General features: G+C 42.9%; 20 protein-coding genes and 1 pseudogene. 16 read left to right on the plus strand and 5 right to left on the minus strand.

What is annotated here, in order from left to right:
* Positions 1-52 precede the first annotated feature (52 nt).
* From AC4HAL_RS05525 to alsE, 4 genes and pseudogenes are all read left to right on the plus strand, one after another.
* Positions 53-502 carry a PTS sugar transporter subunit IIA gene (locus AC4HAL_RS05525; protein WP_491093348.1) on the plus strand — a complete coding sequence of 150 codons (450 nt, stop codon included), beginning with the start codon at positions 53-55 and terminating at the stop codon, positions 500-502.
* A gap of 136 nt (positions 503-638) precedes the next feature.
* A pseudogene (locus AC4HAL_RS05530) lies at positions 639-1052 on the plus strand (PTS fructose transporter subunit IIB); the annotation flags it as partial.
* 15 nt (positions 1053-1067) lie between these two features.
* Positions 1068-2171 (plus strand): PTS fructose transporter subunit IIC, encoded by a 1104-nt coding sequence (locus AC4HAL_RS05535; protein ID WP_491093349.1) that lies wholly within the window; start codon positions 1068-1070, stop codon positions 2169-2171.
* 21 nt (positions 2172-2192) lie between these two features.
* Positions 2193-2882, plus strand: coding sequence for a D-allulose 6-phosphate 3-epimerase (gene alsE / locus AC4HAL_RS05540; protein WP_491093350.1), 690 nt, complete (start codon positions 2193-2195; stop codon positions 2880-2882).
* A 312-nt stretch (positions 2883-3194) separates the two neighbouring features.
* Here alsE and AC4HAL_RS05545 read toward each other — a convergent pair whose 3' ends face one another.
* Positions 3195-3686, minus strand: a complete 492-nt coding sequence (locus AC4HAL_RS05545) for a DUF3278 domain-containing protein (protein ID WP_491093351.1) — start codon at positions 3684-3686, stop codon at positions 3195-3197.
* Positions 3683-3889 (minus strand): helix-turn-helix transcriptional regulator, encoded by a 207-nt coding sequence (locus AC4HAL_RS05550; RefSeq protein WP_491093352.1) that lies wholly within the window; start codon positions 3887-3889, stop codon positions 3683-3685. The genes AC4HAL_RS05545 and AC4HAL_RS05550 overlap by 4 nt, the downstream gene beginning before the upstream one ends.
* 917 nt (positions 3890-4806) lie before the next feature.
* Here AC4HAL_RS05550 and uvrA point away from each other — a divergent pair.
* A complete protein-coding gene (uvrA, locus tag AC4HAL_RS05555) occupies positions 4807-7632 on the plus strand; it encodes an excinuclease ABC subunit UvrA (protein WP_491093353.1) in 2826 nt (941 codons plus the stop codon).
* 164 nt (positions 7633-7796) lie between these two features.
* Here the strand turns inward: uvrA and AC4HAL_RS05560 are convergent, their stop codons facing one another.
* Entirely contained in the window at positions 7797-8354 is a 558-nt protein-coding gene (locus AC4HAL_RS05560) for a hypothetical protein (protein ID WP_491093354.1), read from the minus strand.
* A gap of 185 nt (positions 8355-8539) precedes the next feature.
* Here AC4HAL_RS05560 and AC4HAL_RS05565 point away from each other — a divergent pair, with 185 nt between their 5' ends.
* From AC4HAL_RS05565 to nusB, 4 genes are all read left to right on the plus strand, one after another.
* Entirely contained in the window at positions 8540-8995 is a 456-nt protein-coding gene (locus AC4HAL_RS05565) for a deoxycytidylate deaminase (RefSeq protein ID WP_447451892.1), read from the plus strand.
* A gap of 146 nt (positions 8996-9141) precedes the next feature.
* Positions 9142-9702 (plus strand): elongation factor P, encoded by a 561-nt coding sequence (gene efp / locus AC4HAL_RS05570; RefSeq protein ID WP_447451893.1) that lies wholly within the window; start codon positions 9142-9144, stop codon positions 9700-9702.
* Between the two features lie 51 nt (positions 9703-9753).
* Positions 9754-10140 (plus strand): Asp23/Gls24 family envelope stress response protein, encoded by a 387-nt coding sequence (locus AC4HAL_RS05575; protein WP_447451894.1) that lies wholly within the window; start codon positions 9754-9756, stop codon positions 10138-10140.
* A complete protein-coding gene (gene nusB, locus AC4HAL_RS05580) occupies positions 10133-10561 on the plus strand; it encodes a transcription antitermination factor NusB (RefSeq protein ID WP_447451895.1) in 429 nt (142 codons plus the stop codon). The genes AC4HAL_RS05575 and nusB overlap by 8 nt, the downstream gene beginning before the upstream one ends.
* A gap of 211 nt (positions 10562-10772) precedes the next feature.
* Here nusB and AC4HAL_RS05585 read toward each other — a convergent pair whose 3' ends face one another.
* Together AC4HAL_RS05585 and AC4HAL_RS05590 are read right to left on the minus strand one after the other, a co-directional pair.
* A complete protein-coding gene (locus AC4HAL_RS05585) occupies positions 10773-11735 on the minus strand; it encodes a LacI family DNA-binding transcriptional regulator (RefSeq protein ID WP_491093355.1) in 963 nt (320 codons plus the stop codon).
* An 8-nt stretch (positions 11736-11743) separates the two neighbouring features.
* The gene (locus AC4HAL_RS05590; protein ID WP_491093356.1) at positions 11744-13180 is read right to left on the minus strand and encodes a sucrose-6-phosphate hydrolase; all 1437 of its coding nucleotides are present in this window, start codon (positions 13178-13180) and stop codon (positions 11744-11746) included.
* Positions 13181-13393: 213 nt separating this feature from the next.
* Between AC4HAL_RS05590 and AC4HAL_RS05595 the strand changes: the two genes are divergently transcribed.
* The 7 genes from AC4HAL_RS05595 (at position 13394) to AC4HAL_RS05625 (ending at position 26388) form a co-directional block, all read left to right on the plus strand.
* Positions 13394-15349: a sucrose-specific PTS transporter subunit IIBC gene (locus AC4HAL_RS05595; RefSeq protein ID WP_491093357.1), complete on the plus strand. Its 1956-nt coding sequence runs from the start codon at positions 13394-13396 to the stop codon at positions 15347-15349.
* A gap of 316 nt (positions 15350-15665) precedes the next feature.
* Positions 15666-16544, plus strand: a complete 879-nt coding sequence (gene scrK / locus AC4HAL_RS05600; protein ID WP_447451899.1) for a fructokinase ScrK — start codon at positions 15666-15668, stop codon at positions 16542-16544.
* Between the two features lie 66 nt (positions 16545-16610).
* Complete coding sequence (locus AC4HAL_RS05605) at positions 16611-17387, plus strand: MurR/RpiR family transcriptional regulator (RefSeq protein WP_491093358.1); 777 nt, start codon at positions 16611-16613, stop codon at positions 17385-17387.
* Between the two features lie 86 nt (positions 17388-17473).
* On the plus strand, positions 17474-18763 hold the full coding sequence (locus AC4HAL_RS05610) for a PTS sugar transporter subunit IIC (RefSeq protein ID WP_491093359.1): 1290 nt from the start codon (positions 17474-17476) through the stop codon (positions 18761-18763).
* 78 nt (positions 18764-18841) lie between these two features.
* Positions 18842-20236: a glycoside hydrolase family 1 protein gene (locus AC4HAL_RS05615; protein WP_491093360.1), complete on the plus strand. Its 1395-nt coding sequence runs from the start codon at positions 18842-18844 to the stop codon at positions 20234-20236.
* Between the two features lie 43 nt (positions 20237-20279).
* Positions 20280-21227 (plus strand): mannose-6-phosphate isomerase, class I, encoded by a 948-nt coding sequence (gene manA / locus AC4HAL_RS05620; RefSeq protein WP_491093382.1) that lies wholly within the window; start codon positions 20280-20282, stop codon positions 21225-21227.
* Positions 21228-21465: 238 nt separating this feature from the next.
* Positions 21466-26388, plus strand: coding sequence for a collagen-flanked surface repeat-containing protein (locus AC4HAL_RS05625; RefSeq protein ID WP_491093361.1), 4923 nt, complete (start codon positions 21466-21468; stop codon positions 26386-26388).
* Positions 26389-26525 lie beyond the last annotated feature (137 nt).

Genomic DNA, 26525 nt, shown 5'->3' on the forward strand with positions numbered 1-26525 from the left:
TAATAGGCTATGTCTGGTCTTTTCCCAGAAGCCCTATCAAAAGGAGACATTTATGGAAGTAACAGATGTGATTGATAAAAACTTGGTATTGACAGGTCTCACTGCTAGAAGCAAGGATGAGGTATTGCGAAAGCTCTGCCAGCAGCTGGAAGAGCAGGCCTATCTGGAGGATGCCGATGGTTTTTTAGAGGATGTCTATTTGCGTGAAAAAGAAGGGCAGACAGGCATTGGTAATTTTGTAGCGATTCCCCATGGTAAGAGCGAAGCGGTTAATAAAATTGGTGTGGCCATTGCCATTAACAAGTATGAAATTCCTTGGGAAAGTTTAGATGGTAAAGGGGTCAGAGTGGTGATTCTCTTTGCCGTTGGCAATGACACTGACAATGCTCAAGAGCACCTAAAACTTTTAGCGCTCTTTGCTAAAAAATTGGGCAAGGATAGGGTGGTTGAAAATCTTTTAGCGGCTCAGTCGGTTGAAGATGTTGTTGCAGCCTTTGCCTAAAAGGAAATAAATGGAGTTGCTTGGGGTTCTTGATTGAGGCAAGCAAAATTTAGACCAGAACTGAACTCGCCTACGACACTGTGCAAAAAGATATGCAACGGTTTCAGTCTTAGCTGATTACAGTGCAGAGACTTTTAAGTATACAGCCTTCCTAGATATCAAGCATCTGCGTCTGCTTTCCCATTTTGCTGTGTGTCACTTAACACTTTTGTATTTTAAAGAAAGGAAATTATTTATGAAAATTGTTGGAGTTGCAGCTTGTACGGTAGGTATTGCCCACACCTATATTGCTCAGGAAAAACTTGAAAATGCTGCTAAGAATGCAGGGCATGATATCCATATTGAAACTCAAGGAACCATTGGAGTAGAAAATGCGTTAACAGAGCAGCAAATTCAGGAAGCGGATATCGTTATTTTGGCTATTGATGTCAAAATTTCGGGGATGGAGCGATTTGAAGGAAAAAAGGTCATCAAGGTTCCAACAGAAATTGCCATCAAGTCACCTAATAAACTGTTAGAGAAGGCTTTTGAGATAGCACAATCTCAATAAGGGAGGAGCAGATTTATGAAAGATACATGGAAAAAATTAAATCTAAAAGGGCATCTCTTGACTGCTATTTCTTACTTAGTTCCAATTGTATGCGGGGCTGGTTTCCTTGTCGCCATTGGTATGGCTCTTGGCGGTACCGCACAAGATGCCTTGGTTCAGGGGAAATTCACCTTTTGGGATACCTTGGCTACGATGGGAGGGAAAGCGCTAGGGCTGTTACCTGTCATTATTGCAACGGGAATTGCTTATTCTATCGCGGGTAAGCCAGGTATTGCACCGGGGTTTGTTGTAGGCTTATCAGCTAATGCGATCAGTGCTGGCTTTCTGGGTGGTCTCTTAGGCGGCTACTTAGCTGGCTTTTTGGCCTTGGGGATTCTAAAAACTTTTAAAGTTCCCGAATGGGCCAAGGGGTTGATGCCGACGGTCATTGTTCCTTTGCTGTCATCCCTAATTTCTGGCTTGCTGATGATTTATATTGTTGGTATTCCGATTGCGGTCTTTACTGATTGGTTGACGACAGCTTTGCAAGGCCTTAGTTCTTCTTCCATGTTAGTATTTGGTCTAGTTGTAGGTTTTTTGAGTATTGTTGATTTCGGCGGACCGATCAATAAAACGGTTTACGCCTTTACCTTAACCCTTCTAGCGTCGGGAGTAAAAGAACCGGTTACGGCCCTGCAATTAGTTAATACTTCAACGCCTATTGGTTTTGGTTTTGCTTATTTTGTAGCTAAACTACTCCGTAAGAATATTTATGGCAGAGAACAGATTGAAACCTTGAAATCCGCAGTACCCATGGGTGTTCTGAACATTGTTGAAGGAGTTATTCCTATTGTTCTGAATGATATTGCGCGTGCGATTACAGCAGCGGCGATTGGTGGTGCTGCTGGTGGTGCGGTTTCCATGGCTATGGGAGCAGATTCGACGGTTCCGTTTGGAGGCTTTCTGATGATTCCGACGATGTCACATCCCTTAGCTGGTGTTCTTGCGATTATTGTTAATGTATTGGTGACTGGTGTTATCTATGCCTTCATTGCCAAAAATAAAACGGCTGATGAATTAACAGCTGTTTCAGAAATTGAAGAAGAGGATATCAGTTTAGATGATATTGAAATTTTATAGAATGAGAGGTAGGAACCCTATATGGCACATGTTCATTTTTCACCATCACTAATGTGTATGAACCTCGATAAGTTTACTCAGGAAATCACTTTTTTGAATGATCATGCTCAGTCTTATCATATTGATATTATGGATGGTCATTTTGTTCCGAATATTACACTTTCGCCTTGGTTTATTGAGGAAGTAAGAAAGCTCAGTGATTTGCCAATGTCAGGTCACCTGATGGTGACTGATCCTACCTTTTGGGTGGATCAGCTAATCGCTATTAGGTGTGAGTATATCTGCATGCATGCAGAAGTTATTAACGGTCTTGCTTTTCGCTTAATTGACCGTATTCATGCTGCTGGACTAAAAGCTGGTGTTGTTCTCAATCCGGAGACGCCAGTTAGCACCCTCACCCCTTATATTGATTTATTGGACAAAATCACAATTATGACGGTAGATCCAGGTTTTGCAGGACAGCGTTTCCTAGAAACTGCTCTAGAAAAAATAGTTGAATTAAGGAAATTGCGTCAACAGTATGGTTATCATTACTTGATTGAAATGGACGGTTCGTCCAGCCGTAAGACTTTCAAGAGGATCGATCAGGCTGACCCCGATATTTATGTCATTGGCCGCAGTGGTCTCTTTGCAGTCGCGGATACAATTGAAGAGTCTTGGGCAAAGATGTGTCAGGATTATCAAGATATGACGGGGAAAACGGTAGAATAAGAGAATCAGAAGGAGTCTGGGACAAAAGTCCAGACTCTTTAGCATTATCCTAGATTTACCAGATCGACGCAGTGGCTGGGAGTAAGATTTGTTGGCTAGGCCAGTTTAGTCTTACCCCTGCACAAATTCATTAGATGTTTTAGCACCGATGCCCCCTCCCTACTGCTGGCTAGGTTTTCCTTTTACCACAAGGTCAAAGCGGAAAAACTAAATGAATGTGATAAACGTCGTTCGTCTGTGTGCAGGGTGGGAATACGAACCAAAATTTTCAATTTTGGGGTTGATCCCCCTTCTTTTGATAGCCGTATTTCGTTATTTTCTTGAAATAGTCCCTCTAAAAAAGAATGCCATTATGAAAGCCCAGATGAGTGTTTGAGCAATGGTTTTCACTGAGAAAATGTGGCTAAATCCACTCGTAATCGCATTAATAATCCAAAAAATGATGGCAAAGTATATAAAGCATTTGATAGGGGTATTCCAGAAAGCTTGCTGGCGCTTTTCAGTGTCATTTAGTTCATCAGTTTCAACCTTTGTGATGTCGCTGCCATCATATCTCATGTAAACGATAAAAAAGGTGAGAAGGAGCAAGAACGTTAGTGCGGCAGGGTAGGCAATAGCTATGGCGAGTGGGTATCTATCGGTCAACATAACAACGAAGATATCCCCCACAAAAATAAAGGTGGCTAAGCAGATAAAAACCATATTTCCGATAGCATTGGCCTTTTGCAGCTTAAATTCATCCAAGGGACCGCGGATACCATAGAAGCGCTTGATAAGTTTGGTGGTGAAGGTGTCTTTTTTCATAGCGAATGCTTTCCTTTCTCTTTCCAAAAGAGTTGATTGAGGTCGGTATTCAAAGCCCATGCTAGACGCAGACAGAGGTCCAGCGAAGGGTTGTATTTATCATTCTCAATCATGTTAATGGTTTGCCTAGAGACGCCGATTTCCTTAGCCAGAGCCAACTGTGAAATACCAGACTTTAATCGGTAGTGTTTGACGTGGTTCATAACTCTCCTTTTGTCGTATATAGCTGACATTTGTACTATATCACAGAACACTAAAGTAGTCAATTATATTTGACATTTATTTAGCTTATTTAGAAACGAACGAGAACTGCCATATTTCATTTAGGTTAGACTGACTTTATTCTGCTATAATAAAGAGTTGTAGGATGTTGGAATAGCCTTGTATGTTTTAACCATTGAATTTGGGCTAAATCCTAGGACAAAAGAACGGGAAGTCTTGTATGAAATCATAATGTTCTATAATGTCTCGCAGTGGTTGGGAGGTTTGCTATGCTAACTGAGTCTTACCTCTGCAAGTTCATTGGGTGCTTTAGCACCAATGAGTCACTGCGCCAATCTGGTAAATCTAGAATAATGCTAACGAGTCTGGACTTTTGTCTCAAACTCGTAGTAAAACAAATGCTTTTGCATTTAGCTTCACTCTGCTCGTTATATTTTAGAAAGGAAATGAACCCGCCTACACTTCTGTGAAAAAAGACTCCCTTTCCTAGAATCTTATGATTCTTCGTCCTTTTTCACAGTAGTTGATTGGTAACTCTTGTCGTATGCACGACAGCGACTTCCCTAATCAACCTTGTGGCGGTGTTACGACGCTACCACAGATAGCTATAGCACTCGCTATTTTTCTTTGGAGTGCTTAACGGCTTGGCGACACGAAAAAACTTCGGTCGATATTAACGAAGTTTTGAAGTTAGTAAGGGGCATAGGGAACTACTATAGGAGTTCCCGTAGTAAAGCGAATGCATTTGCATTTAGTTTTACTTTGCCCGTTATATCTTAGAAAGGAAATGAACCCGCCTACGACTCTGTGGAATTAGATAAAAACTCCTAGGTGTCTTTTCACCTGCGTCGATGTTCCTAAATTCCTTTGAGTCGTTTAACGGCTTGGTATCTTAGTTATGCAAGATAAGTTAGTAATTCATGGGGCGCGTGCCCACAATTTGAAAGATATAGATGTAGAAATTCCGCGGGATAAGCTGGTGGTGGTGACTGGTTTGTCTGGATCTGGTAAATCCAGTCTGGCTTTTGATACTATCTACGCAGAAGGGCAGAGGCGCTATGTGGAGAGTCTGTCAGCCTACGCCCGTCAGTTTTTGGGCAACATGGAAAAGCCTGATGTAGACAGTATAGACGGTCTTAGTCCAGCTATTTCTATTGACCAGAAAACTACCAGCAAGAACCCGCGTTCAACCGTTGGTACAGCTACTGAAATTAATGACTATCTGCGTTTACTTTATGCGCGTGTAGGGGTTCCTTACTGTCCAAATGGTCATGGAGAGATTTCCGCCAGCTCGGTTGAGCAGATTGTTGATCAGGTTCTGACACTTCCTGAACGCACTCGCATGCAGATTCTGGCACCTGTGGTACGTCGCAAGAAGGGACAGCACAAGACGCTCTTTGACAAGGTTCAAAAAGAGGGTTATGTTCGCGTGCGCGTGGATGGTGAGGTCTATGATGTGACCGAGGTACCTGAGCTATCTAAGTCCAAGATGCATAATATTGAGGTGGTCATTGACCGTCTGGTTAACAAAGAAGGTATCCGCAGCCGTCTCTTTGACTCTGTCGAAGCGGCACTTCGGATTGCGGATGGCTATGTCATTATCGACACTATGGATGGCAATGATCTTCTTTTTTCGGAGCATTATTCCTGTCCAGTCTGCGGATTTACCGTTCCTGAGTTAGAACCGCGTCTTTTTTCTTTCAATGCTCCTTTTGGGTCCTGCCCAACCTGTGATGGCTTGGGGATGAAGTTGGTGGTCGATATGGATCTTCTCATTCCGGATCCTAGCTTGACTTTGCGTGAGGGAGCTCTTGCGCCTTGGAATCCTATTTCTTCCAATTATTACCCAGCCATGCTGGAGCAGGCCATGGAAGCATTTGGGGTTGATATGGATACACCGTTTGAGTCCTTGCCAAAAGAACAGCAAGATTTAGTGCTCTATGGATCAGACGATCGCGAATTTCATTTCCATTATGTCAATGACTTTGGTGGTGTACGCGATATTGATATCCCCTTTGAAGGGGTTGTCAATAACGTCAACCGCCGTTATCATGAGACCAATAGTGATTTCACCCGCAATGTTATGCGAGGTTACATGAATGAGCTGACTTGCGCGACTTGTCACGGCTATCGTCTCAATGATGCTGCGCTATCGGTCAAGGTGGGTGGTGAGACCGGCCTTCATATCGGTCAGATTTCTGATCTGTCTATTCAGGACCAATTGGCTCATCTAGGACACTTAGTTTTATCAGACAATCAAGAAACCATTGCAGCACCTATTTTGAAAGAGATTAGAGATCGTTTGACTTTTCTAAATAATGTTGGCCTTAACTATCTAACTCTTTCCCGTGCCGCTGGGACCTTGTCCGGCGGTGAAAGCCAGCGGATTCGTTTGGCTACTCAGATTGGTTCTAACCTCAGTGGTGTCCTCTATGTCTTGGACGAGCCATCTATTGGTCTTCACCAGCGGGATAACGATCGTCTGATTGCCAGCCTGAAAAAAATGCGTGATCTAGGCAATACCTTGATTGTGGTTGAGCATGACGAAGATACTATGCGACAGGCCGATTGGCTGGTGGATGTCGGTCCGGGAGCAGGTCATTTTGGTGGTCAAATTGTAGCTTCAGGTACTCCAGATCAGGTTTCTAAAAATAAGAAATCTATCACTGGACAGTACCTATCTGGTAAGAAGGCCATTCCTGTCCCATCTGAGCGCCGTTCAGGCAATGGCCGTTTTGTTGAAATTAAGGGAGCTAGCGAAAACAATCTCCAAAATATCGATGTCAAGTTCCCACTTGGAAAATTTATTGCAGTGACAGGTGTCTCGGGGTCTGGGAAATCTACTCTGGTTAATAGTATTTTGAAAAAAGCCATGGCGCAAAAGCTCAATCGCAACTCGGAAAAACCAGGTAAACACAAGGCTATTGAAGGTATTAACCATATTGAGCGCTTGATTGATATTGATCAAAGTCCGATCGGACGAACTCCCCGTTCCAATCCGGCTACTTACACAGGTGTTTTCGATGATATCCGTGATCTCTTTGCCAAAACCAATGAAGCTAAGATTCGTGGTTACAAGAAAGGACGCTTTAGTTTCAATGTCAAGGGTGGTCGTTGTGAGGCCTGCTCTGGCGATGGCATTATTAAGATTGAAATGCACTTTTTGCCAGATGTCTATGTTCCTTGTGAAGTTTGTCATGGTACCCGCTACAACAGCGAAACGCTTGAGGTCCACTATAAGGAGAAAAATATTGCTGAAATCCTTGATATGACCGTTAATGATGCAGTGGATTTCTTTGCGCCTATTCCAAAGATTGCCCGCAAACTCCAAACGATTAAGGATGTGGGGTTGGGCTATGTTACGCTAGGTCAGCCGGCTACGACTCTATCAGGTGGTGAGGCTCAGCGTATGAAGCTGGCCAGTGAACTCCATAAGCGTTCGACTGGGAAATCTTTCTACATCTTGGATGAGCCGACAACAGGACTCCATACTGATGACATTGCCCGCTTGCTTAAGGTGCTGGAACGGTTTGTTGATGAAGGAAATACGGTTCTCGTTATTGAACACAATCTAGATGTCATCAAAACTGCTGATTATCTTATCGATCTTGGTCCAGAAGGTGGTATCGGCGGCGGTACTATCGTTGCAACCGGAACACCAGAAGAAGTTGCTCAAAATGAGCAATCTTTTACTGGTCGATACTTAAAAGAAAAATTGAAATGAAGTAAAAAACGTCAGTGTTGTAGTGCTTGCAGAGCATAGCCAACGCTGACGCTTTTATTTATGTTTTTAGTCGGTATAAAAAATGGAATTCTTCACCGCTTAGCAAGAGTAAAAGGATTGGAGAAAATGGATCTCCGCCTGTCGATCTCTGTCTCAGTTTTCCTCTAATAACTTATTGACATGCCGATTAAAACCAAAATGAGAATAAGGAAGAGGAAGATAATAGGAAGAGCTAATCCAATGCTGTTAAGGATAATTTCTGTCTTATATTTATGGGGTTTATTATTTTGAACGAGAGAAAGGATTAGGCCGATAATGCCCAAAATGAAGCCGATAAAGACAAAGTATAAACTTAAATCTAAAATGATAGATAAGATTCCTAGAACTAGGGGAGCCTGAGACTTAGCCGGCTGTGGCATTTGGAAGGACTGAGGATAAGGTGGCTGTGTGGGTTGTTGAGGCTGTTGATAGAAGTATTCCTGCTGCTGTTGTAGGTAGGTTCCATTTGGTTGTTGCTGGGTATTTGGATTTTGTTCTTGGTAATATTGCCCCTGTTGCTGCCACTGGGGATATGGGGCTTGCTCTTGATAAGCAGTTCCCTGCTGTCCCTGAGGGTAGGTTTCTTGTGCTTGGGGTTGTTGATTTGGGATCTGCTCTGATGGCTGACTTTGCCCGTTTGGTTCTTGTGGTATTTGAGATTGAGGGAATTCTGGTTGGGTCATTTTGGTTCTCCTTGACTAATATTTCTGCTCTCATTTTATAGACTCTGTAAAGTTTTGTCAAATGACGACTCTGCACTCCATTGTAGACGCGGGAGGCGCGGAGATGGTATACTAAATATTATTGCTGAGCTTTATTGGGCTTTGAAAGCGTAGCGCTAAGAGATGTGTAATGAGGAGGACGAAGGATGTCGGAAAGATTATCGTGGCAGGACTATTTTATGGCTAATGCGGAACTGATTTCTAAGCGATCGACCTGCGATCGTGCTTATGTTGGTGCTGTTTTGGTCAAGGATAAACGAATTATTGCCACCGGCTATAACGGCGGTGTATCTGAGACAGATAACTGTGACGAAGTTGGACACTACATGGAGGATGGTCACTGTATTCGAACTGTTCATGCAGAGATGAACGCCCTCATTCAATGTGCTAAAGAAGGGATTTCGACTAAGGATACGGAAATTTATGTGACGCATTTTCCCTGCATTAACTGCACTAAGGCCCTGTTACAGGCAGGTGTTAAAAAAATTACCTACAAGGCTAATTACCGCCCAAGTGCTTTGGCAGTCGAATTGATGAAGCAAAAGCAGGTTGAATATGTTCAGCATGATGTTCCAGAGGTGTCCCTAGGGATGAATCAGTGAGCGCCGATTAACCCCCTATTTCCTATCAAAACAGTGCTTTTATGCCCTGTGTAAGGCTATTAGAGTATTCTTAAAAAATTTGAGTATCCCTTGTAATTATGATAGAATGAAGTGATAATTAAATTTAATAAAGGGGTAGTTAAAACATGATTGAAGCAAGTAAGCTCAGAGCTGGTATGACGTTTGAAACGGCTGATGGAAAGCTGATCAAGGTACTTGAAGCCAGCCACCACAAACCTGGTAAGGGTAATACAGTTATGCGCATGAAGCTGCGTGATGTACGTACTGGTTCAACTTTTGATACGACTTACCGTCCAGAAGAAAAATTCGAACAGGCTATTATTGAAACGGTACCTGCACAGTATCTTTATAAGATGGACGACACTGCCTATTTCATGAATAATGAAACTTATGACCAGTATGAAATTCCTGTTGCTAATGTTGAAAATGAATTGCTCTATGTTTTGGAAAATGGTGAGGTTAAAATTCAATTTTATGGAACAGAAGTTATCGGAGTGCAAGTACCTACAACAGTTGAGCTGACAGTGACAGATACTCAGCCATCGATTAAAGGGGCAACGGTTACTGGTTCAGGTAAGCCGGCTACTTTAGAAACTGGTCTTGTAGTCAATGTACCGGATTTCATTGAAGTGGGTCAAAAGTTAGTGATTAATACGCAAGAGGGAACTTATGTTTCCCGTGCTTAATGATGAGGCAAGCGTATCAGATTTATAGAAAAAACTAGAAAGGACAGACCTATGGCAGAAACAATCGGAGACATTGTCATTGCTCCGCGTGTGCTTGAAGTCATCACGGGGATTGCAGCGACAAAGGTTGAGGGGGTCTATTCTCTTAATAACAAGGCCGTGACAGATAGCATCAGTAAGACCACACTCAGTCGGGGGGTCTACCTAACGACCAAGGAAGGCGATAAGGTAACCGCTGATATTTATTTACAACTCCAATATGGAGTGAATGTACCGGCTGTCTCAATTGAAGTTCAGCGTGCTGTTAAATCAGCTGTTTATGATATGGCTGAAGTAGAGATTTCAGACGTCAATGTCCATGTAGTCGGTATTGTCCCCGAAAAGACACCTAAACCGGATATGGCTGCTTTGTTTGATGAGGATTTCTTAGATGACTGATTCAAGACGTAACTTACGTGAGCGTGCTTTCCAGGCTATTTTTAGTTTAGAATTCGGTCAAAGTGACTTTCTCCAAGCAGCTGAGTTTGCTTATAGCTATGATAAGGATTTAGAGAACAGACAGGAAACAGAGGTTCCTGCCTTTCTTCTGAACCTTGTTAAGGGTACTGTTGATGAGCGTCCAGAGATAGATGATCTTATCGTTGAAAATCTAAAAAAAGGCTGGTCTCTGGAGCGTCTAACCTTGACAGACCGCAGCCTTCTGCGCTTGGGTTTGTTTGAAATCAAATATTATGATGAAACACCTGAACGTGTAGCTTTAAATGAGATTATCGAGTTGGCTAAGTTATATTCAGACCAAACATCAGCCAAGTTTGTCAATGGTATCTTGACAAAGTTTGTGGAAGAAGAAGCTTCGTAACGACGTTAACAAATAAATAAAACTCGGGGAAACAAAATTTATTAGTTAGTTTCCCCGAGTTTTTATTATGAGAATTTTAGCCCGTTTGGCCTCCTATGGTGCAAGGTAAGAGAGGTCGAAATAAACATCTAGAATTTTAACCTGCGCTGATTCAATATAGTAGTATATAAAAGAGAGTAATGAGCACTTGGAACTCATTACTCTTTTGTATTTATAGGGATTTTCCTGTCAGCAAGCTGATTGGAAGAATGTAGCTTTCTTGAACAGGATGCCCTTCAATCTTAGACAGAAGAACATCTACTAAGAGCTCTGCGATTTCTTTAATCGGCTGCTTGATGGTAGCTAACTGCGGAAAGTAATTTTCAACAAATTGAGTTCCATCGTAACCAACAATCTTAAGATCTTGTGGGATATTCAGTCCCAGATCCTCAGCTATTTTCATTGTCAGAATGGCAGTCATATCATCGGAGGCGAAAATACCATGAGGTTTTTCGTTGTTGAGGATCGTTTTAATTTCCATTTCTTTGCGGATAGCTGAATAATCGCTGGGAATATTAAAAACTTTGGCTTGTGGTAGAACAGCGTTAAAACCTTGACGGCGCAATCCTGTTGTTGAGTTGGAATTGTCATTGCCAGTAAACATGATAATGTTATTGCAGCCAACCTTTTGTAAGGCGAAAGCAGCCATCTTGCCTCCTTCAAAATTATCTGATGAAACGACAGGGATATGCGGAGCAAGGTTACGGTCAAAAGCAACGATAGGAGCTTCCACTTGTTCGTAATCTTTGATATCCAGATTATGACTGGATGAAATGATGCCATCCACCTGGTTGGCCGCCAGCATCTCTAAATATTCTCGCTCCTTTTGGGATTCATTTTGGCTATTGCAGATAATGACCTTGTAGCCGTGATAAAAGAGAATGTGTTCCAAGTGTTCAATAATTTCAGCGTAAAAAACATTGCTGATTTTTGGGAAAATCAGCCCGATCAGCTTTGAGGATTTGCCTTGCAGTCCGCGGGCTAAATTATTGGGCTTATAGCCTAACTGGCGCATAGCAGTATGGACTTTTTCCTTGGTCTTTTCAGATAGATAGCCTTTGTTATTGATGACACGTGATACAGTTGTTGGACTAACTCCAGCTAACTCTGCGACATCTGTTAGTTTTGCAACCATAGGCTTATTTACGCTTTCAATTCAAAGTATGATCCAGCCGGTTGACCAGATAGGATTTTGATACCGGATTGTCCTTTTTCGGGGAAGACACGGCTGGTAAAGACTTTTTCTCCTTTGTTGATAAAGATTTCTACGATTGAGTTATCAACAAAGATATTGGCAGTCTGAGCCTGTTCAATACGGCATTCACGACTGGTACCAAAGTCGGTTGCATACTGGATTCCAGCTTTAGAGCGGTCTAGTGTGACAGTACCGGTGGTATTATCGACCGTCAGTTTTAGCCCTTGCCCTTTTTCATCTGCAAAGAGTAGAAGCTCTGTTTTTTCCTTTGCTTTAAAGTTGACTTCTAATTCGTAGGTGTTTGAGGTCTCAAGCATATTTGTCAGCCTGCCTTGTGATGAGCGCAGGGAAGTGATGGCAGGTACGGGATACTGGTAGAGTTTGCCATTCTTGATAGTTAATTCTTTAACGAGGCTCATAGCTCCTTGATAATTGTATTGGTCGGTTGGGTAGTCGATATCAGGGAGACCGATCCAGCTAACGATCAAGGCACGGCCATCTGGAGTGTTAAAACCTTGGGTAGCATAAGCTTCAAAACCATAATCAAGGTTGCTAATTTTAGAAGCACCTATCAGGGCAGGTTGGTTTGTGTCAAACGTTTGACATATCTTATAGGTGTTAGGGTAGATGTTATCATAGCTCAATTCAGTTTTGCTCAGCCCCTGTGGACTGTAAAGCAGAACTGGCCTGTTATCAACAAATACTAGGTTAGGACATTCAATCATATATTCAGAGCCTGTCCCGCCAAAGTCCAAATTGCCGACTTCCTGCCAGTTGTAAACATCATTATCAAGAGCTTTGTAGAGTTTGATGAAGCCTTGTTTATTTAAGCTTTGAGCACCAACAATCGCATAAAACTGGTCTTGGTATTTAAAAATTTGGGGATCGCGGAAGTGTTCGGTGACATCGTTTGGCTGTGGAATAAGGACGTCTGTAAATTTCTCGATCTTACCATTTTTATCCATCCAGGCCCCAATCTGCAGAGGGTCGCGAACCCAATTTTCATCGCGGACATTGCCGGTGTAAAAGAGAAAGAGTTTATCACCAATTGGGTAGGCGGAACCAGAGTAAGCCCCGTGGCTATCATTTTTGTTATCAGGTTCAAGAGTGACACCTGTCTCTTCAAAATGAACTAAATCGCTTGATTGGGTGTGTACCCACTGTTTTAAACCGTGCGCAGCTCCAAAGGGCCAATTTTGGTAAAAAAGGTGAAACTTTCCATTAAAATAGGAGAAACCATTAGGGTCATTTAGCAGCCCGGTTTTTGGCTCAATATGGTAGTGGGTATGCCAAGGGGATTCGGCTACCTTAGCCCTGATTGCTGCACGTTCTTCCTGGGTCCAGTCAGCATAGGGGCGGTAGCGTACCTCTGTTGGTAGATTCATAATTGTTTCCTCCGATATAGGTCGATCATCTGTCAAAAGATGTCACTTCTTTAACATAGTAAAGGTTTTCAAAAAAAAAATCAAGGTGTAACTCTGCAATAAAAATAAAAAGTATGTAAAGCGGTTGACATATTTTGTTGAGTGTGATAAATTAGGAAATGTAAAAAAGCGTTTTCAAAAATGAGATGCTAAAAAATTAAAAGGAGTTACGCTATGGATTATTCTAAAGTAGCTGCTGACGTCATTAAGGCGGTCGGTAAAGATAATCTTGTCGCTGGAGCTCACTGTGCAACTCGCCTTCGTCTGGTTTTGAAAGACGATAGCAAGGTTGATCAGGAAGCTCTTGATAACAATCCCGATGTTAAGGGAACTTTCAAAATGGATGGCCAATACCAAGTGATTATTGGTGCTGGTGATGTTAATCATGTTTATGCTGAACTGATTAAGCAAACGGGTCTGAAAGAAGTTTCAACAGAAGAAGTTAAGCAAATTGCTGCTCAAGGGTCCAAGACCAACCCAGTGATGGCATTTGTCAAGATGCTTTCTGAAATTTTCGTCCCAATTATCCCAGCTCTCGTCGCTGGTGGTTTGTTGATGGCGGTTAACAATATTTTCAAGTCTCCGGATTTGTTCGGACCCCAGTCACTTGTTGAACAGTTTCCGCAAATCTCTGGTGTTTCTCAGCTTTTGACAGTTTTGGCTGATGCGCCCTTCATCTACATGCCAGTTCTTATTGGTATTTCTACTGCCAAACGCTTTGGTGGTAACCAGTTCTTAGGTGCGGCTCTGGGCTTGATGATGAGTTCGCAAGAGCTCAATGAATTCGTAGCTAAAGCAGCAGATTTCTCTCTTGACTGGAACTTCTTTGGTTGGACGCTTCATGCGCAGCAGTACACATCGCAAGTTATTCCTGCCATTATTGCTGTATGGTTGATGTGTGTCGTTGAAAAATGGTTCCATAAGCATTTGCATTCAGCAGTTGACTTTACCTTCACGCCGCTTCTGACGATGATTATTACTGGTTTCTTGACATTTGCTGTTATTGGACCAGTCTTTGGTCAAGTATCTGATTGGGTAGCCAACGGCTTGGTTTGGCTGTATGATACGCTTGGTTTCCTTGGTATGGGCATTTTCGGTGCCTTCTATACCCCAATCGTAGTTACAGGTCTGCACCAATCCTTCCCCGCTTTTGAAACTATTCTTTTGAATTCTTGGAAAGATGGTCAAGGTTCAGGTGATTTCATCTTTGTTGTTGCCTCAATGGCCAATATGGCTCAAGCAGCGGCAGCCTTTGCAGTCTTTACTTTGACGAAAAACTCTAAAACAAAAGGTCTCTCAAGTTCCGCTGGTATTTCAGCCCTTCTTGGTATTACAGAACCTGCAGTCTTTGGGGTTAATCTGAAATACCGCTTCCCATTCTTCTGTGCTTTGGTGGGCTCAGCAGTCTCTGCAGCTGTTGCGGGGCTTCTTAGAGTCATTGCAGTATCACTTGGTTCGGCTGGTGTGCTCGGTCTTATCTCTATCTATCCTAAATCAATTCCATTCTATCTAATTTGTGAAGTTATCTCATTTGTCATTGCATTTGCGATTACTTATTACTATGGTAAAACAAAAGCGGCTAATGTTTTTGCAGCCGAAGCAGCCGTTGCAGCAGCTGAAGCTGATGTAGAAGAACACAACGAGGTTGCTGCTGCAGACAAACCAGCGGCAGAGGTAACTGAAGAAACCATTTATGCTCCGCTTGATGGTAAAACCGTTGATCTCTCTGGTGTCAATGATCCAGTATTCTCGTCGGGTGCTATGGGGAAAGGAATTGCTGTAAAACCTAGTGGAAATACAGTTGTTTCACCAGTTGATGGCTTAGTACAGATTGCCTTTGAAACTGGCCACGCTTATGGTCTAAAATCAGATAATGGCGCTGAAGTCTTAATTCATATTGGTATTGATACAGTCTCTATGGATGGTAAAGGTTTCGAGCAAAAAGTCAAGGCTAATCAAAAGGTTAAGAAAGGTGATGTTTTGGGAACATTCGATTCAGAAGCTATCGCTGAAGCTGGCCTTGATAATACTACAATGGTTATCGTCACGAATTCAGCTGACTATGCTGAAGTTACCCCTGTGGCTAATGGTGATGTCAAAGCTGGTGCTGACTTGATTGCTGTTAAATAAGATGGTTATCAAGATAGTCTATTGATAATAGATGAGGAGGTTGGGCTGATGTCTCAGCCTCTTTCTTGTTGGCAGCAACTCAATTATCATTGATTTATAGTCCCAATTTTTTTATAATGGGAAAGAAAAGAAGTTAAGTCATTTATTAATGAAACATAGGCTAAAAGCGTCGGGAAAAAGCAGTGCGGTTGTTAGAATTTTAGTTCTTACAGATGTAACTATTCTGGAGTGTAAGTATTTCTAAATGTTATTACACGCTCACCGCACTTCTCGTTTTCATCGCTGAATGGCTTAGTATTGTTTGGAGGAAGGGTATATGAAATTATACGGAAGTGTGGAAGCGGGCGGAACAAAGTTTGTCTGTGCAGTTGGTGATGAGAATTTTCAAATCGTCGAAAAGGTTCAGTTCCCTACAACGAAGCCTTATGAAACCATTGATAAAACGGTTGAATTTTTTAAAAAATTTGAGGACGATTTACAAGGCATCGCAATTGGATCATTTGGTCCAGTAGATATTGATGAGAATTCTAAGACCTATGGTTATATCACCAAGACGCCTAAACCCAATTGGTCTAATGTTGATTTAGTTGGTCTGATTTCTAAGGAGTTCAAAATTCCATTTTATTTCACAACAGATGTAAATTCGTCAGCTTATGGTGAGGCTCTGGTGCGTCCAGGTGTGGATAATCTGGTCTATTATACTATTGGGACAGGTATTGGTGCTGGCGCAATCCAAGGAGGAGAGTTTATCGGAGGTGCTGGTCACACTGAGGCTGGTCACGTCTATGTTGCCTTGCATCCAAGTGATGTTGCCAATGAATTTCACGGAACCTGTCCTTTCCACAATGGCTGCTTGGAAGGTCTGGCGGCAGGCCCTTCACTGGAAGCTCGTACCGGTACTCGCGGTGAGTTGATTGAACGGAATGCGGATGTTTGGGATATTCAGGCTTACTACATTGCCCAAGCTGCCGTGCAGGCAACCCTGCTTTATCGCCCAGATGTCATTGTATTTGGCGGCGGCGTGATGGCACAGGAGCACATGCTTAGACGCGTGCGTGAAAAATTTGCTGGCTTGTTAAATGACTATCTGCCGGTTCCTGATGTGTCTGACTATATTGTGACGCCAGCTGTTGCTGGCAATGGCTCAGCAACCCTTGGTAACTTTGCTCTAGCGAAAAGAGTGGCAGAACGCTAAATTAATGAGAGTAATCAACCAGCTCCTGAAGCTTGTCTTTGGGAGCTTTTCACTTAGGAGGAAAGTATGAATTTTAAAGAGCGGATTTCGCTTCAATTTACGAATCTGACAAAAACTGATAAAAGAATTATCAATATATTACTTAAGTCTCCGAATTATTTAATTGATAATAGTGTTCAAGAGGCAGCAGCTCTGATTGAAACCTCCCCTGCTGCTTTAGTTAGACTGGCTAAGAAGATTGGTTATAAGGGTCTGCCAGATTTTAAAATATCATTGGAGGAGTATTTTCAGGAAGGAGAAGCCAGTGAGGCTCATTCAGACAAAAGTTTAATCACTAATGTTGTTGATAATTACCGCCATAACTTAAATCTTGTTGAGAGTCAACTGGATGAAGAGCAATTAGAGCGTGTATCGCAACTGCTAATTTCATCGTCTAATATTAAAATTTTGGGAATCGGAAGTTCTGGTTTAAGTGCTGAGCAGATGGTTTACTTTTTACTCTATCAGGATAAATATGCAGAAAGTGTCACTAGCAAGACAAAAATGTACTACTTATCTCGTAATCTGAAAAAAGAAGATGTCTTGATTTTTTATACTGTATCAGGCAATAAAGACTATCAAGAGATTTTCAATGCAGCTCAGAAGGTCGGTTGTACGACAGTCATCATAACAATGGATGATAAAAGGGAATTGCGAGAACTGGCATCAGAGTTCATACTCTTACCTTCTAATCTGTCACTATTCCTTGGCGATTCACAGGAAATTTATCAACTCGATAATCGTTCCATATTTTTAATTTTTTCAGAAATTCTAGCGGCCTATATTAATAAAAATATGAAATAAATTTTATTTTTATAAAATAAATTGAAATATATTTTATAAATGATATAATGAGCATGTAATAAATCACATTTCAAAAGGAGATCGCCATGAACAGATTTATGGACATGCTTAGTGAAAAGGTATTGCCGATAGCAACGATTTTGGGCAATAATAAATATTTGCTGGTGCTGCGCGATGCTTTTATGTTATCGTTTCCTCTGACGATGTTTGGCTCTTTGATTGTTGTTTTTAATAATCTGCCATTTTGGCCGGATAATTTAAAGGTACAATTTGCAGATTTATTTGGCAACGGACAGAGCGCTACAATGTCTATTATGACCATTTTTGTCAGCTTGGGTATTGGTTATTATTTAGCCAAGGCTGAGGAGCTGGAAGAAGGACTTTATGCAGCTGTTGTTGCTCTGGCTTCATTTTTGATTTTAACACCGTTTTTCTTTGATGTTTTAGGGGATAATGGTAAGGTTGTAGCTAAAGCAACTGGTGCGCTTAGCCTTGATAGATTGGGAGCTAAAGGGATGTTTTTAGGTATCATAACATCCTTTGTTGCTGCTAAATTATTTGTCTATCTAACCAAGCGTGGTTTTACGATTAAAATGCCAGAAAGTGTTCCGCCAGCGGTTTCTAAATCATTCTCTGCTTTAATTCCTGCAATTGGAACCTTGATGGTTTTCTTGTTGGTCAATGCTTTGATGACATCGGTTTTCAATACTAATTTACACGATGTTATTTATAGTCTTATTCAACAACCGCTGACTGGTTTGGGAACGAGTCTGTTTGCAACAGTTGTCGCTGTATTCTTTGTACAATTTTTATGGTTTTTTGGTCTACATGGCCAAGTTATTGTCAATTCAGTATTTGAGCCCTTCTGGCAAACCAATATGCTGGATAATGCAAGGCTGACTCAAGAGGGAGCAGATGCCTTGGCGCAGCATGGGCATATTGTTACTAAAACGTTCATGGACACTTTTACCGTTGGTCTGGGAGGTTCCGGTTCAACTTTAATTGTGGTCGTTATGATGGCGTTCTTAATGAAGCAGAGGCAATATCGCGAAGTGGGTCGCTTTGCCTTGGCACCTGGTATCTTCAATGTGAACGAGCCGGTAATTTTCGGTTTGCCTATGGTCATGAATGCTAGTATCTTTATTCCTTGGCTGCTTGCACCGATTGCTTCAGTGATCGTAGCTTATCTTGGTTTTGCAAGTGGACTAGTGCCTCTAACAACTGGCGCTCAGGTTCCTTGGACAATGCCAATTTTCGTTTCAGGATTTTTGGCGACCAATTCCATTATGGGCTCCTTGCTACAATTGGTTCAAGTTATTGTTATTGCGATTATCTGGCTTCCGTTTCTGAAAATAGTTGACCGTCAATTGGACTGATAAAGGCTGGTTCGTGAGATGTTTAAGCCAAAGAAGCTTGGAATATTATTCCAGCTTCTTTCATTAGGAGGGAAGAAAATGACGAGATTAGAATTTCCAAAAACGTTTTGGTGGGGAGGAGCTACGAGTGGCCCACAGCTAGAAGGTCGTTTTAAAAAAACGCATCAGAATGTGATGGATTACTGGTATGATAAGGCACCGGAAGATTTCCATAATCATGTTGGCCCTGATGTGGCCTCCAATTTTTATCATGATTTTAAAGAAGATATTAAACTGATGAAAGCCAGCGGTCTTAATAGCATTAGAACATCTATTCAATGGTCACGTTTGATCGATGATTTAGAAAAAAATACAGTTAATGAAGCGGCAGCAGCTTTTTATAATGCAATTATTGATGAATTTTTAGCGAATGGTATTACCCCTTTTATCTGCCTTCACCATTTTGACCTACCAGTTGAGTTACTGCATCGGTATGGTGGCTGGGCGAATAAGCATGTTGTTGAGCTATTCGCTGGATTTGCAGAAAAATGTTTTGAACTTTTTGGTGATCGCGTAAAACACTGGTTTACTCATAATGAGCCTCTGGTAGTGGTCGAAGGAGCTTATCTGCATCAATTTCATTATCCTAAGCTTGATGATGGCAAAGCAGCAGTTCAAGTGGCTTACAATTTGCAATTAGCTAGCAGTATGGCTATCGAGAAATATCGCCAATTAGGATTAGATGGTCAAATTGGTATTATTTTAAATTTAACCCCAGTCTATCCAGCTAGTCAGGAAAGGGAAGATGCAGAGGCTGGGAATATTGCTGACTTATGGTACAACCGACTTTTTATGGATGCCAGCAGTAAAGGGGCTTTTCCGAAAGATTTGGTCACTTTATTAGATCAAGAAGGGGTTCTTTGGGAAAGTAGTCAAGAAGAATTAGAGCTTATTGCTGCCAATACGATTGATTTCTTAGGCATTAATTTTTATCATCCCAATCGCGTTCAGCGTCCGCGCTATTCGCCTAATAGTTTAGCCGTTGATTTTCGTCCGGATAAGTATTGGCAGGCTTATGATATGCCTATGGCACGAATGAACGTTGATAAAGGATGGGAGATTTATCCCAAGGCTGTTTATGATATCGCCAAGGACATTCAAAATAACTATGGCAATATCTCATGGTACATCAGTGAAAACGGTATGGGGGTGTCGCATGAAGAGCGTTTTCTTAATAGGGATGGTATGATCGAGGATGATTATCGTATTCAATTTATTCAGGAGCATTTATTTTGGTTGCACAAGGGAATTGTTGAGGGAAGCAACTGCCTAGGCTATCATTTGTGGACACCGATTGACTGTTGGAGCTGGGCAAATGCTTACCGCAATCGTTATGGATTAATTTCGAACAATATCCATACGCAGGTTAAAAGGCTAAAAAAATCTGGTTATTGGATGAAGACACTAGCTGAAAATGCCTATTTTGATATGTGACATGCTATAATGGAGGCAGAATGATTAGACAGGAAGTGGTATGATGGCAGAACCATTATTTTTACAATCAACCATGCACGATAAAATCTGGGGTGGGACACGCTTGCGAGATGAGTTTGGCTATGATATTCCTACGGAGACAACTGGGGAATACTGGGCGATTTCAGCTCATCCTAATGGTGTCTCGGTAGTAGAAAATGGTCCTTACACTGGTATGGGATTAGACCGTCTCTATCGGGAGCAGCCAGAGCTTTTTGGCAATCCATCCAGCCCAGTTTTTCCGCTTTTAACGAAGATTTTAGATGCCAACGACTGGCTCAGCGTCCAAGTGCACCCTGACGATGCCTATGCCAAGGAGCGCGAGGGTGAATTAGGTAAAACTGAGTGCTGGTATATTCTGGCTGCTGATGAGGGGGCAGAAATTATCTATGGGCACACCGCCCAGAGTCGCCAGGAATTAGCAGAGCAGATTGAGGCTGGAGAATGGGAACAACTCTTAACGAGAGTGCCTGTCAAGGCTGGTGATTTCTTTTATGTTCCAAGTGGCACGATGCATGCCATTGGTAAGGGAATTATGGTGTTGGAAACTCAGCAGTCCAGCGATACAACCTACCGGGTCTACGACTTTGACCGTCCTGATGCGTCAGGAAATTTGCGCCCTCTGCATATCCAGCAGTCCATTGATGTCATGACGATTGGCCAACCGCAAAATTCCCACCCTGCCACTTTAAAAACGGGTGACTTAACATCCACTTTGTTGGTAGCCAATGAATTCTTTACGGTCTATAAGTGGGATGTTGGTGGCCAGACTAATTTTGAGGCTGTTGCCCCTTACTATCTTGTCAGTGTCATTGATGGTCAAGGTCAGATTAAGATTGCTGATCAATCCTATCCATTGGGGAAAGGACAGCACTTTATTCTGCCTCACACAGTTCAAGAATGGGAAATGACAGGAAACCTGTCGCTGATTGTCAGTCATATAGCTCATTGAATAAAGTAAATCAAGGAGGAAAACTCCTTGGTTTTTTTATTTTTTGAAAGTGCATCAAGGTTCTGCATACTAGAGATTCATAAGCGCGGTCATATGAAAATAATTAAAAATATTACATTTTAGTTGCAATTATTTTTCTTTGTTTTATAATTAGAGTGGTTATGTTTGCTTTTGACAATAGACGTTTGAAAGTGTTTATAATCAACATAAAATATTTAGAGAGGGATGGATACATTCTATGAAACCTAAGCCTAGGAAATCTAAGTATTCTATTCAAAGGAAAGAATACTTTTCTATTCGTAAGTTTAAGTTTGGCGCAGCTTCGGCCTTGATCGGGGTCAGTTTGTTCGCTGCCGGTAGCGTTCTTGCTGAAGAGCAGCCCCAAACTCAGTTTACAGTCGTAGCTGTTCAGTCTTCGGAAGGGGCCGGTCAGTCGGTTAGTTCGGACCAGACAGTGACGCCAGCGCAGGATGCTGATTCTAGTAATAGCACTGGTGAAAGTCAGACGAGCCCATCAAGGGAGAATGGCAGCTCGGCAGAAACGTCACAAAATGCAGAACCAACTACCGATAAAGGTTCAACTGCTGATCACACATCAGCAAGTGAGGACTCACAATCAAACAGCCATATTAATGATTCGGCTAGAGTGGATGCTGCAGGGCAGAATGCCTATGTTTTTTATAAGGTCCGTTATGTTGAACAAGGAGCTGATGGTTCCGAATCAACAGTTGGTCAAACGCCAGCTAAATCCTTGGTGATTCCTGCTCATGATTTAGCTGATAAAATTGTGACTGAAACAGCCAACTTAAATCAACTGGGCTTATCAGGTTATGCTTTAGCTCCGAATCAAGCGGATACGCAAGCAGTTGCAGCCTTAGAACTTCAAAAGTCCAAGTATGTAACGTTCTATGTTCAAAAGACTGCTAATCAAGTGACAGCTGCAGCAAGTAATGGACAAACGTCTGTTCAGCATCAGGGCAGTCAAATGGATACTGAACAGCGTGGTGGTCAAGCCCAAGGCACCCTTGGTGTGACTATTGGTCGTGACTATCAATCGTTGAATGAAGCAAGCAGTATCCGTCCCATTGCTATCACAGCGACTCAATCTGGTCAGGCGATTAATCTTGTTCCTGCGGGAAGTGTTGATGAAGATGAGGAGGAAGCATCAGATAGTAAGGTAGCTCAGGCAGAATTATCCTTTAGTTACACTAAGGAAGGGACGGCTGAAGTTATTGATGGATTGCCTGCCGGCCTCTTCTATGATGCTGAAAATGGTACCTTAACAGGGTCAGTCCTCCAATCTGGTCAATATACGATTCAAGTTACTGTTCAGTCTGTTGATGGTGCGACAGTCAGCAAAACGATTGATCTGGATGTTAATGCGCTGCCTAAGAGTGATCAGGCTGTCTTTTCTGGTCGTAAAATTTCTGGTATTGCCGTTAATGGTGGAGTTAATGCGGTCTCAACCAAATTTAGTTATAGTGCAACTATCAATGGAAAAACAGTGACCAAGGATGGTTTACCAGATGGTCTAGTGTATGATTCATCTACTGGTAAAATTGAAGGGCAGGTTACTCAGGCCGGCAGCTATACTATTTTGTCGCAGGCTAGTGTTGAAGCAACAAACCCTGACGGTACCTATGTTGGTTCAGGTGCTGTAACTTATGTAACAGAAAGCCATTTATATGTAGCTGAACAAAATGGCCCTGGTCTGCCATCTATTTCGCTTACAGCTAACCCGATAAATGCATCAGCAGTGTCTGCTCAGCCAACCCAATCGGGCGGTTCTGTATTTAGGGCTGTAGCTGGTGAAAATCCTGTGGGTACCGTTCATCTGGGTGACAACGCGACACCATCCAACAATCACGATACCGCTATTGGTTACTATGCAGAAACCAATGTTGATTTGGATAATAAGGGTGGTGCAGTTGCTCTTGGTACTTATACAAAGGCCAATGGTGAAAATGCGATTGCTATTGGTAATACTGCCAATGCTAGCGCTAATTCAGCCATTGCTCTCGGTGGTAAGGCAAGCGGTGTTGGTGCAATAAATATTGGTTATACAGCCTCTGCTGATGCTCCTTCAAGCGTTAGCATAGGTTACTATGCCAATGCTCAATCGTCAAATAGTGTTGCGCTTGGTACCCAAGCTAAGTCGGAAGCTATTCTGGCTTCAGCAATTGGTCCTTCAGCGCAAGCTACTTACTATAATTCTGTTGCTCTTGGTGCAGGTTCTATAACAGATTCTGATGCAACAACAGAAGATAGCGCTACTATTAATAACATAACTTACTCAGGATTTGCAGGTCAGACGAAAGCTGCTGGAGATCAGGTTTCAGTTGGTTATAAGGACAAAGAACGTCAGATTAAAAATGTAGCTGCAGGTGCAATTTCCGAAACATCTACAGATGCTATTAATGGTTCTCAATTGTACCTTCTGACTAGAGATTATCATTGGATTGCTACATCTGGTACTGCTGGAACAGGTACACAAAATCAAGTAAATGATACCAATGTTGCTCCTGATGCTCAGCAGGTTCATGGTGGTGACACCATTACTTTCCGCGCAGGAAATGGCCTTAATATTGAGCAAAATGGTAATGTCTTCACCTATTCGATTAATACTCAGAAACCTAAGCTTGAAATTACTCCAGGTGAAAACGGCACTTACACGGTTAAATACACTGATGCCTTTGGACAAGAAGCTTCGGCGCAGTTTACCATTAATACTATTAAAGGTGAAAAAGGTGACAAGGGTGATACCGGAGCCGCAGGTCGCGATGGCCGTGACGGTGTAGATGGTAAAGATGGTAAAGCCGGCGCCGCAGGCTTCGTTGATGTCAAGGATAACAACAATGGTACTAAGACCATCACCACAGGAACTGATACCAACGGTGACGGTGTAGTCTCTGAAGACGAAAAGACTAGCGTAACTGTTTCTGATGGCGCTAAAGGTGAAAAAGGCGATAAGGGCGACAAAGGAGACACAGGTGCACAAGGTGTCAAAGGTGATAAAGGCGACACTGGAGCCGCAGGTCGCGATGGCCGTGACGGCGTAGACGGTAAAGATGGTAAAGCCGGCGCTGCTGGTTATATCAATGTTGTGGATAACCACGATGGCACTAAGACGATTACGACTGGTACCGATACCAACGGTGATGGTGTAGTTTCCGAAGATGAGAAAAACAGCGTGACGGTTTCCGACGGTGCTAAAGGAGATACCGGAGCTGCTGGCCGTGATGGCGTAGACGGCAAAGATGGTAAAGCTGGCGCCGCAGGCTTCGTCGATGTCAAGGATAATAACAATGGCACCAAGACCATCACCACAGGTACAGATACCAACGGCGACGGTGTAGTCTCTGAAGACGAAAAGACTAGCGTAACTGTCTCTGATGGTGCTCAAGGAGCCAAAGGCGATAAGGGAGATAAAGGTGACACCGGTGCTGCCGGTCGTGATGGCCGCGACGGCGTAGACGGCAAGGACGGTAAAGCTGGCGTCGCAGGCTTCGTCGATGTCAAGGATAACAACAATGGCACCAAGACCATTACTACAGGTACAGATACCAACGGTGATGGCATCGTTTCTGACGATGAGAAGAACAGTGTGACCGTTTCTGATGGCGCTCAAGGAGCTAAAGGCGATAAGGGCGATAAAGGTGACACCGGTGCTGCCGGTCGTGATGGCGTAGACGGCAAAGATGGTAAAGCTGGAGCCGCTGGTTACGTTAATGTCGTAGATAATAACAATGGCACCAAGACCATCACCACAGGAACTGATACCAACGGCGACGGCATCGTTTCCGAAGACGAAAAGAGCAGCGTGACCGTTTCTGACGGTGCCCAAGGAGCTAAAGGCGATAAAGGTGATAAAGGTGACACCGGCGCTGCAGGTCGTGACGGCGTAGACGGTAAAGCCGGTGCCGCAGGTTTCGTCGATATCAAGGATAACAACAATGGCACTAAGACCATCACCACAGGAACTGATACCAACGGCGATGGTGTAGTCTCTGACGACGAAAAGACTAGCGTAACTGTCTCTGATGGCGCTCAAGGAGCTAAAGGCGATAAGGGCGATACCGGAGCAGCTGGACGCGATGGCCGTGATGGTGTAGATGGTAAAGCTGGTGCCGCAGGCTTCGTCGATGTCAAGGATAACAACAATGGCACTAAGACCATCACTACAGGTACTGATACCAACGGCGATGGCATCGTTTCTGACGATGAGAAGAACAGTGTGACCGTTTCTGACGGCGCTCAAGGAGCTAAAGGCGACAAGGGAGATAAGGGTGATACAGGCGCAGCTGGCCGCGATGGTCGTGACGGAGTAGACGGCAAAGATGGTAAAGCTGGCGCCGCAGGTTACGTTAATGTCGTAGATAATAACAATGGCACCAAGACCATCACTACAGGTACAGATACCAACGGCGACGGCATCGTTTCCGAAGACGAAAAGAGCAGCGTAACTGTCTCTGATGGCGCCCAAGGCGCTAAAGGCGACAAGGGAGACACCGGAGCCAAAGGTGACAAGGGCGAAAAAGGTGACACCGGAGCCGCAGGCCGTGATGGTCGTGACGGCCAAAACGGTAAGTCAGCCACTGCCACAGCTAAAGACAACGGAAATGGTACGTATACGATTACACTCATTAATGGTGATGGGACAACGTCATCCGTAACTGTACGAGATGGTAAAGACGGAAAAGATGGTAAATCACCAACTGTAACGGTTAGCGATAATCACAACGGTAGCTACACTATTACAGTAACAAACGCAGATGGTTCAACATCAAGAGTAGTAGTTAGAGATGGAAAAGACGGTCGTGATGGTATTTGTGGCTGTCCACCGATAATTCCTGACCAACCGCTTTCTCCAATTCCTCCTCTCCCTCCAACCCTACCTAATGTGCCTATAGTCAATCCACCTAGTGGTTCGGGTAACTATGACCCTGATCTTCAACCCTCGCTTTCTAATGAAGGTGTGAAGAAAGGCATCATTGCTAATGAAAAGTCTGTACAGTCGGTGACGAGAAAACAGGATGTACAGTCAAATCGTTTGCCAGATACAGGTGATAAGGGCATAAGCCTTGCCACTCTTGCAGGTACAGCTCTTGTTCTTGTAGTTATGGTTGGGGTATTCGGGAAAAGACGGGATGAAGATATTTAACCTATATGATATGGAAGATTAACTATAGCTTAATTTAGTCTAATTAATAGTCCAACGTGACAAAAGCAACAGTGAATTTAGCTGTTGCTTTTTAGCTTGAAATGATTTTAAATGGCCTGTTTCTATGTTATGAGGAA

Source organism: Streptococcus sp. ELY_125 (genome assembly GCF_058314535.1).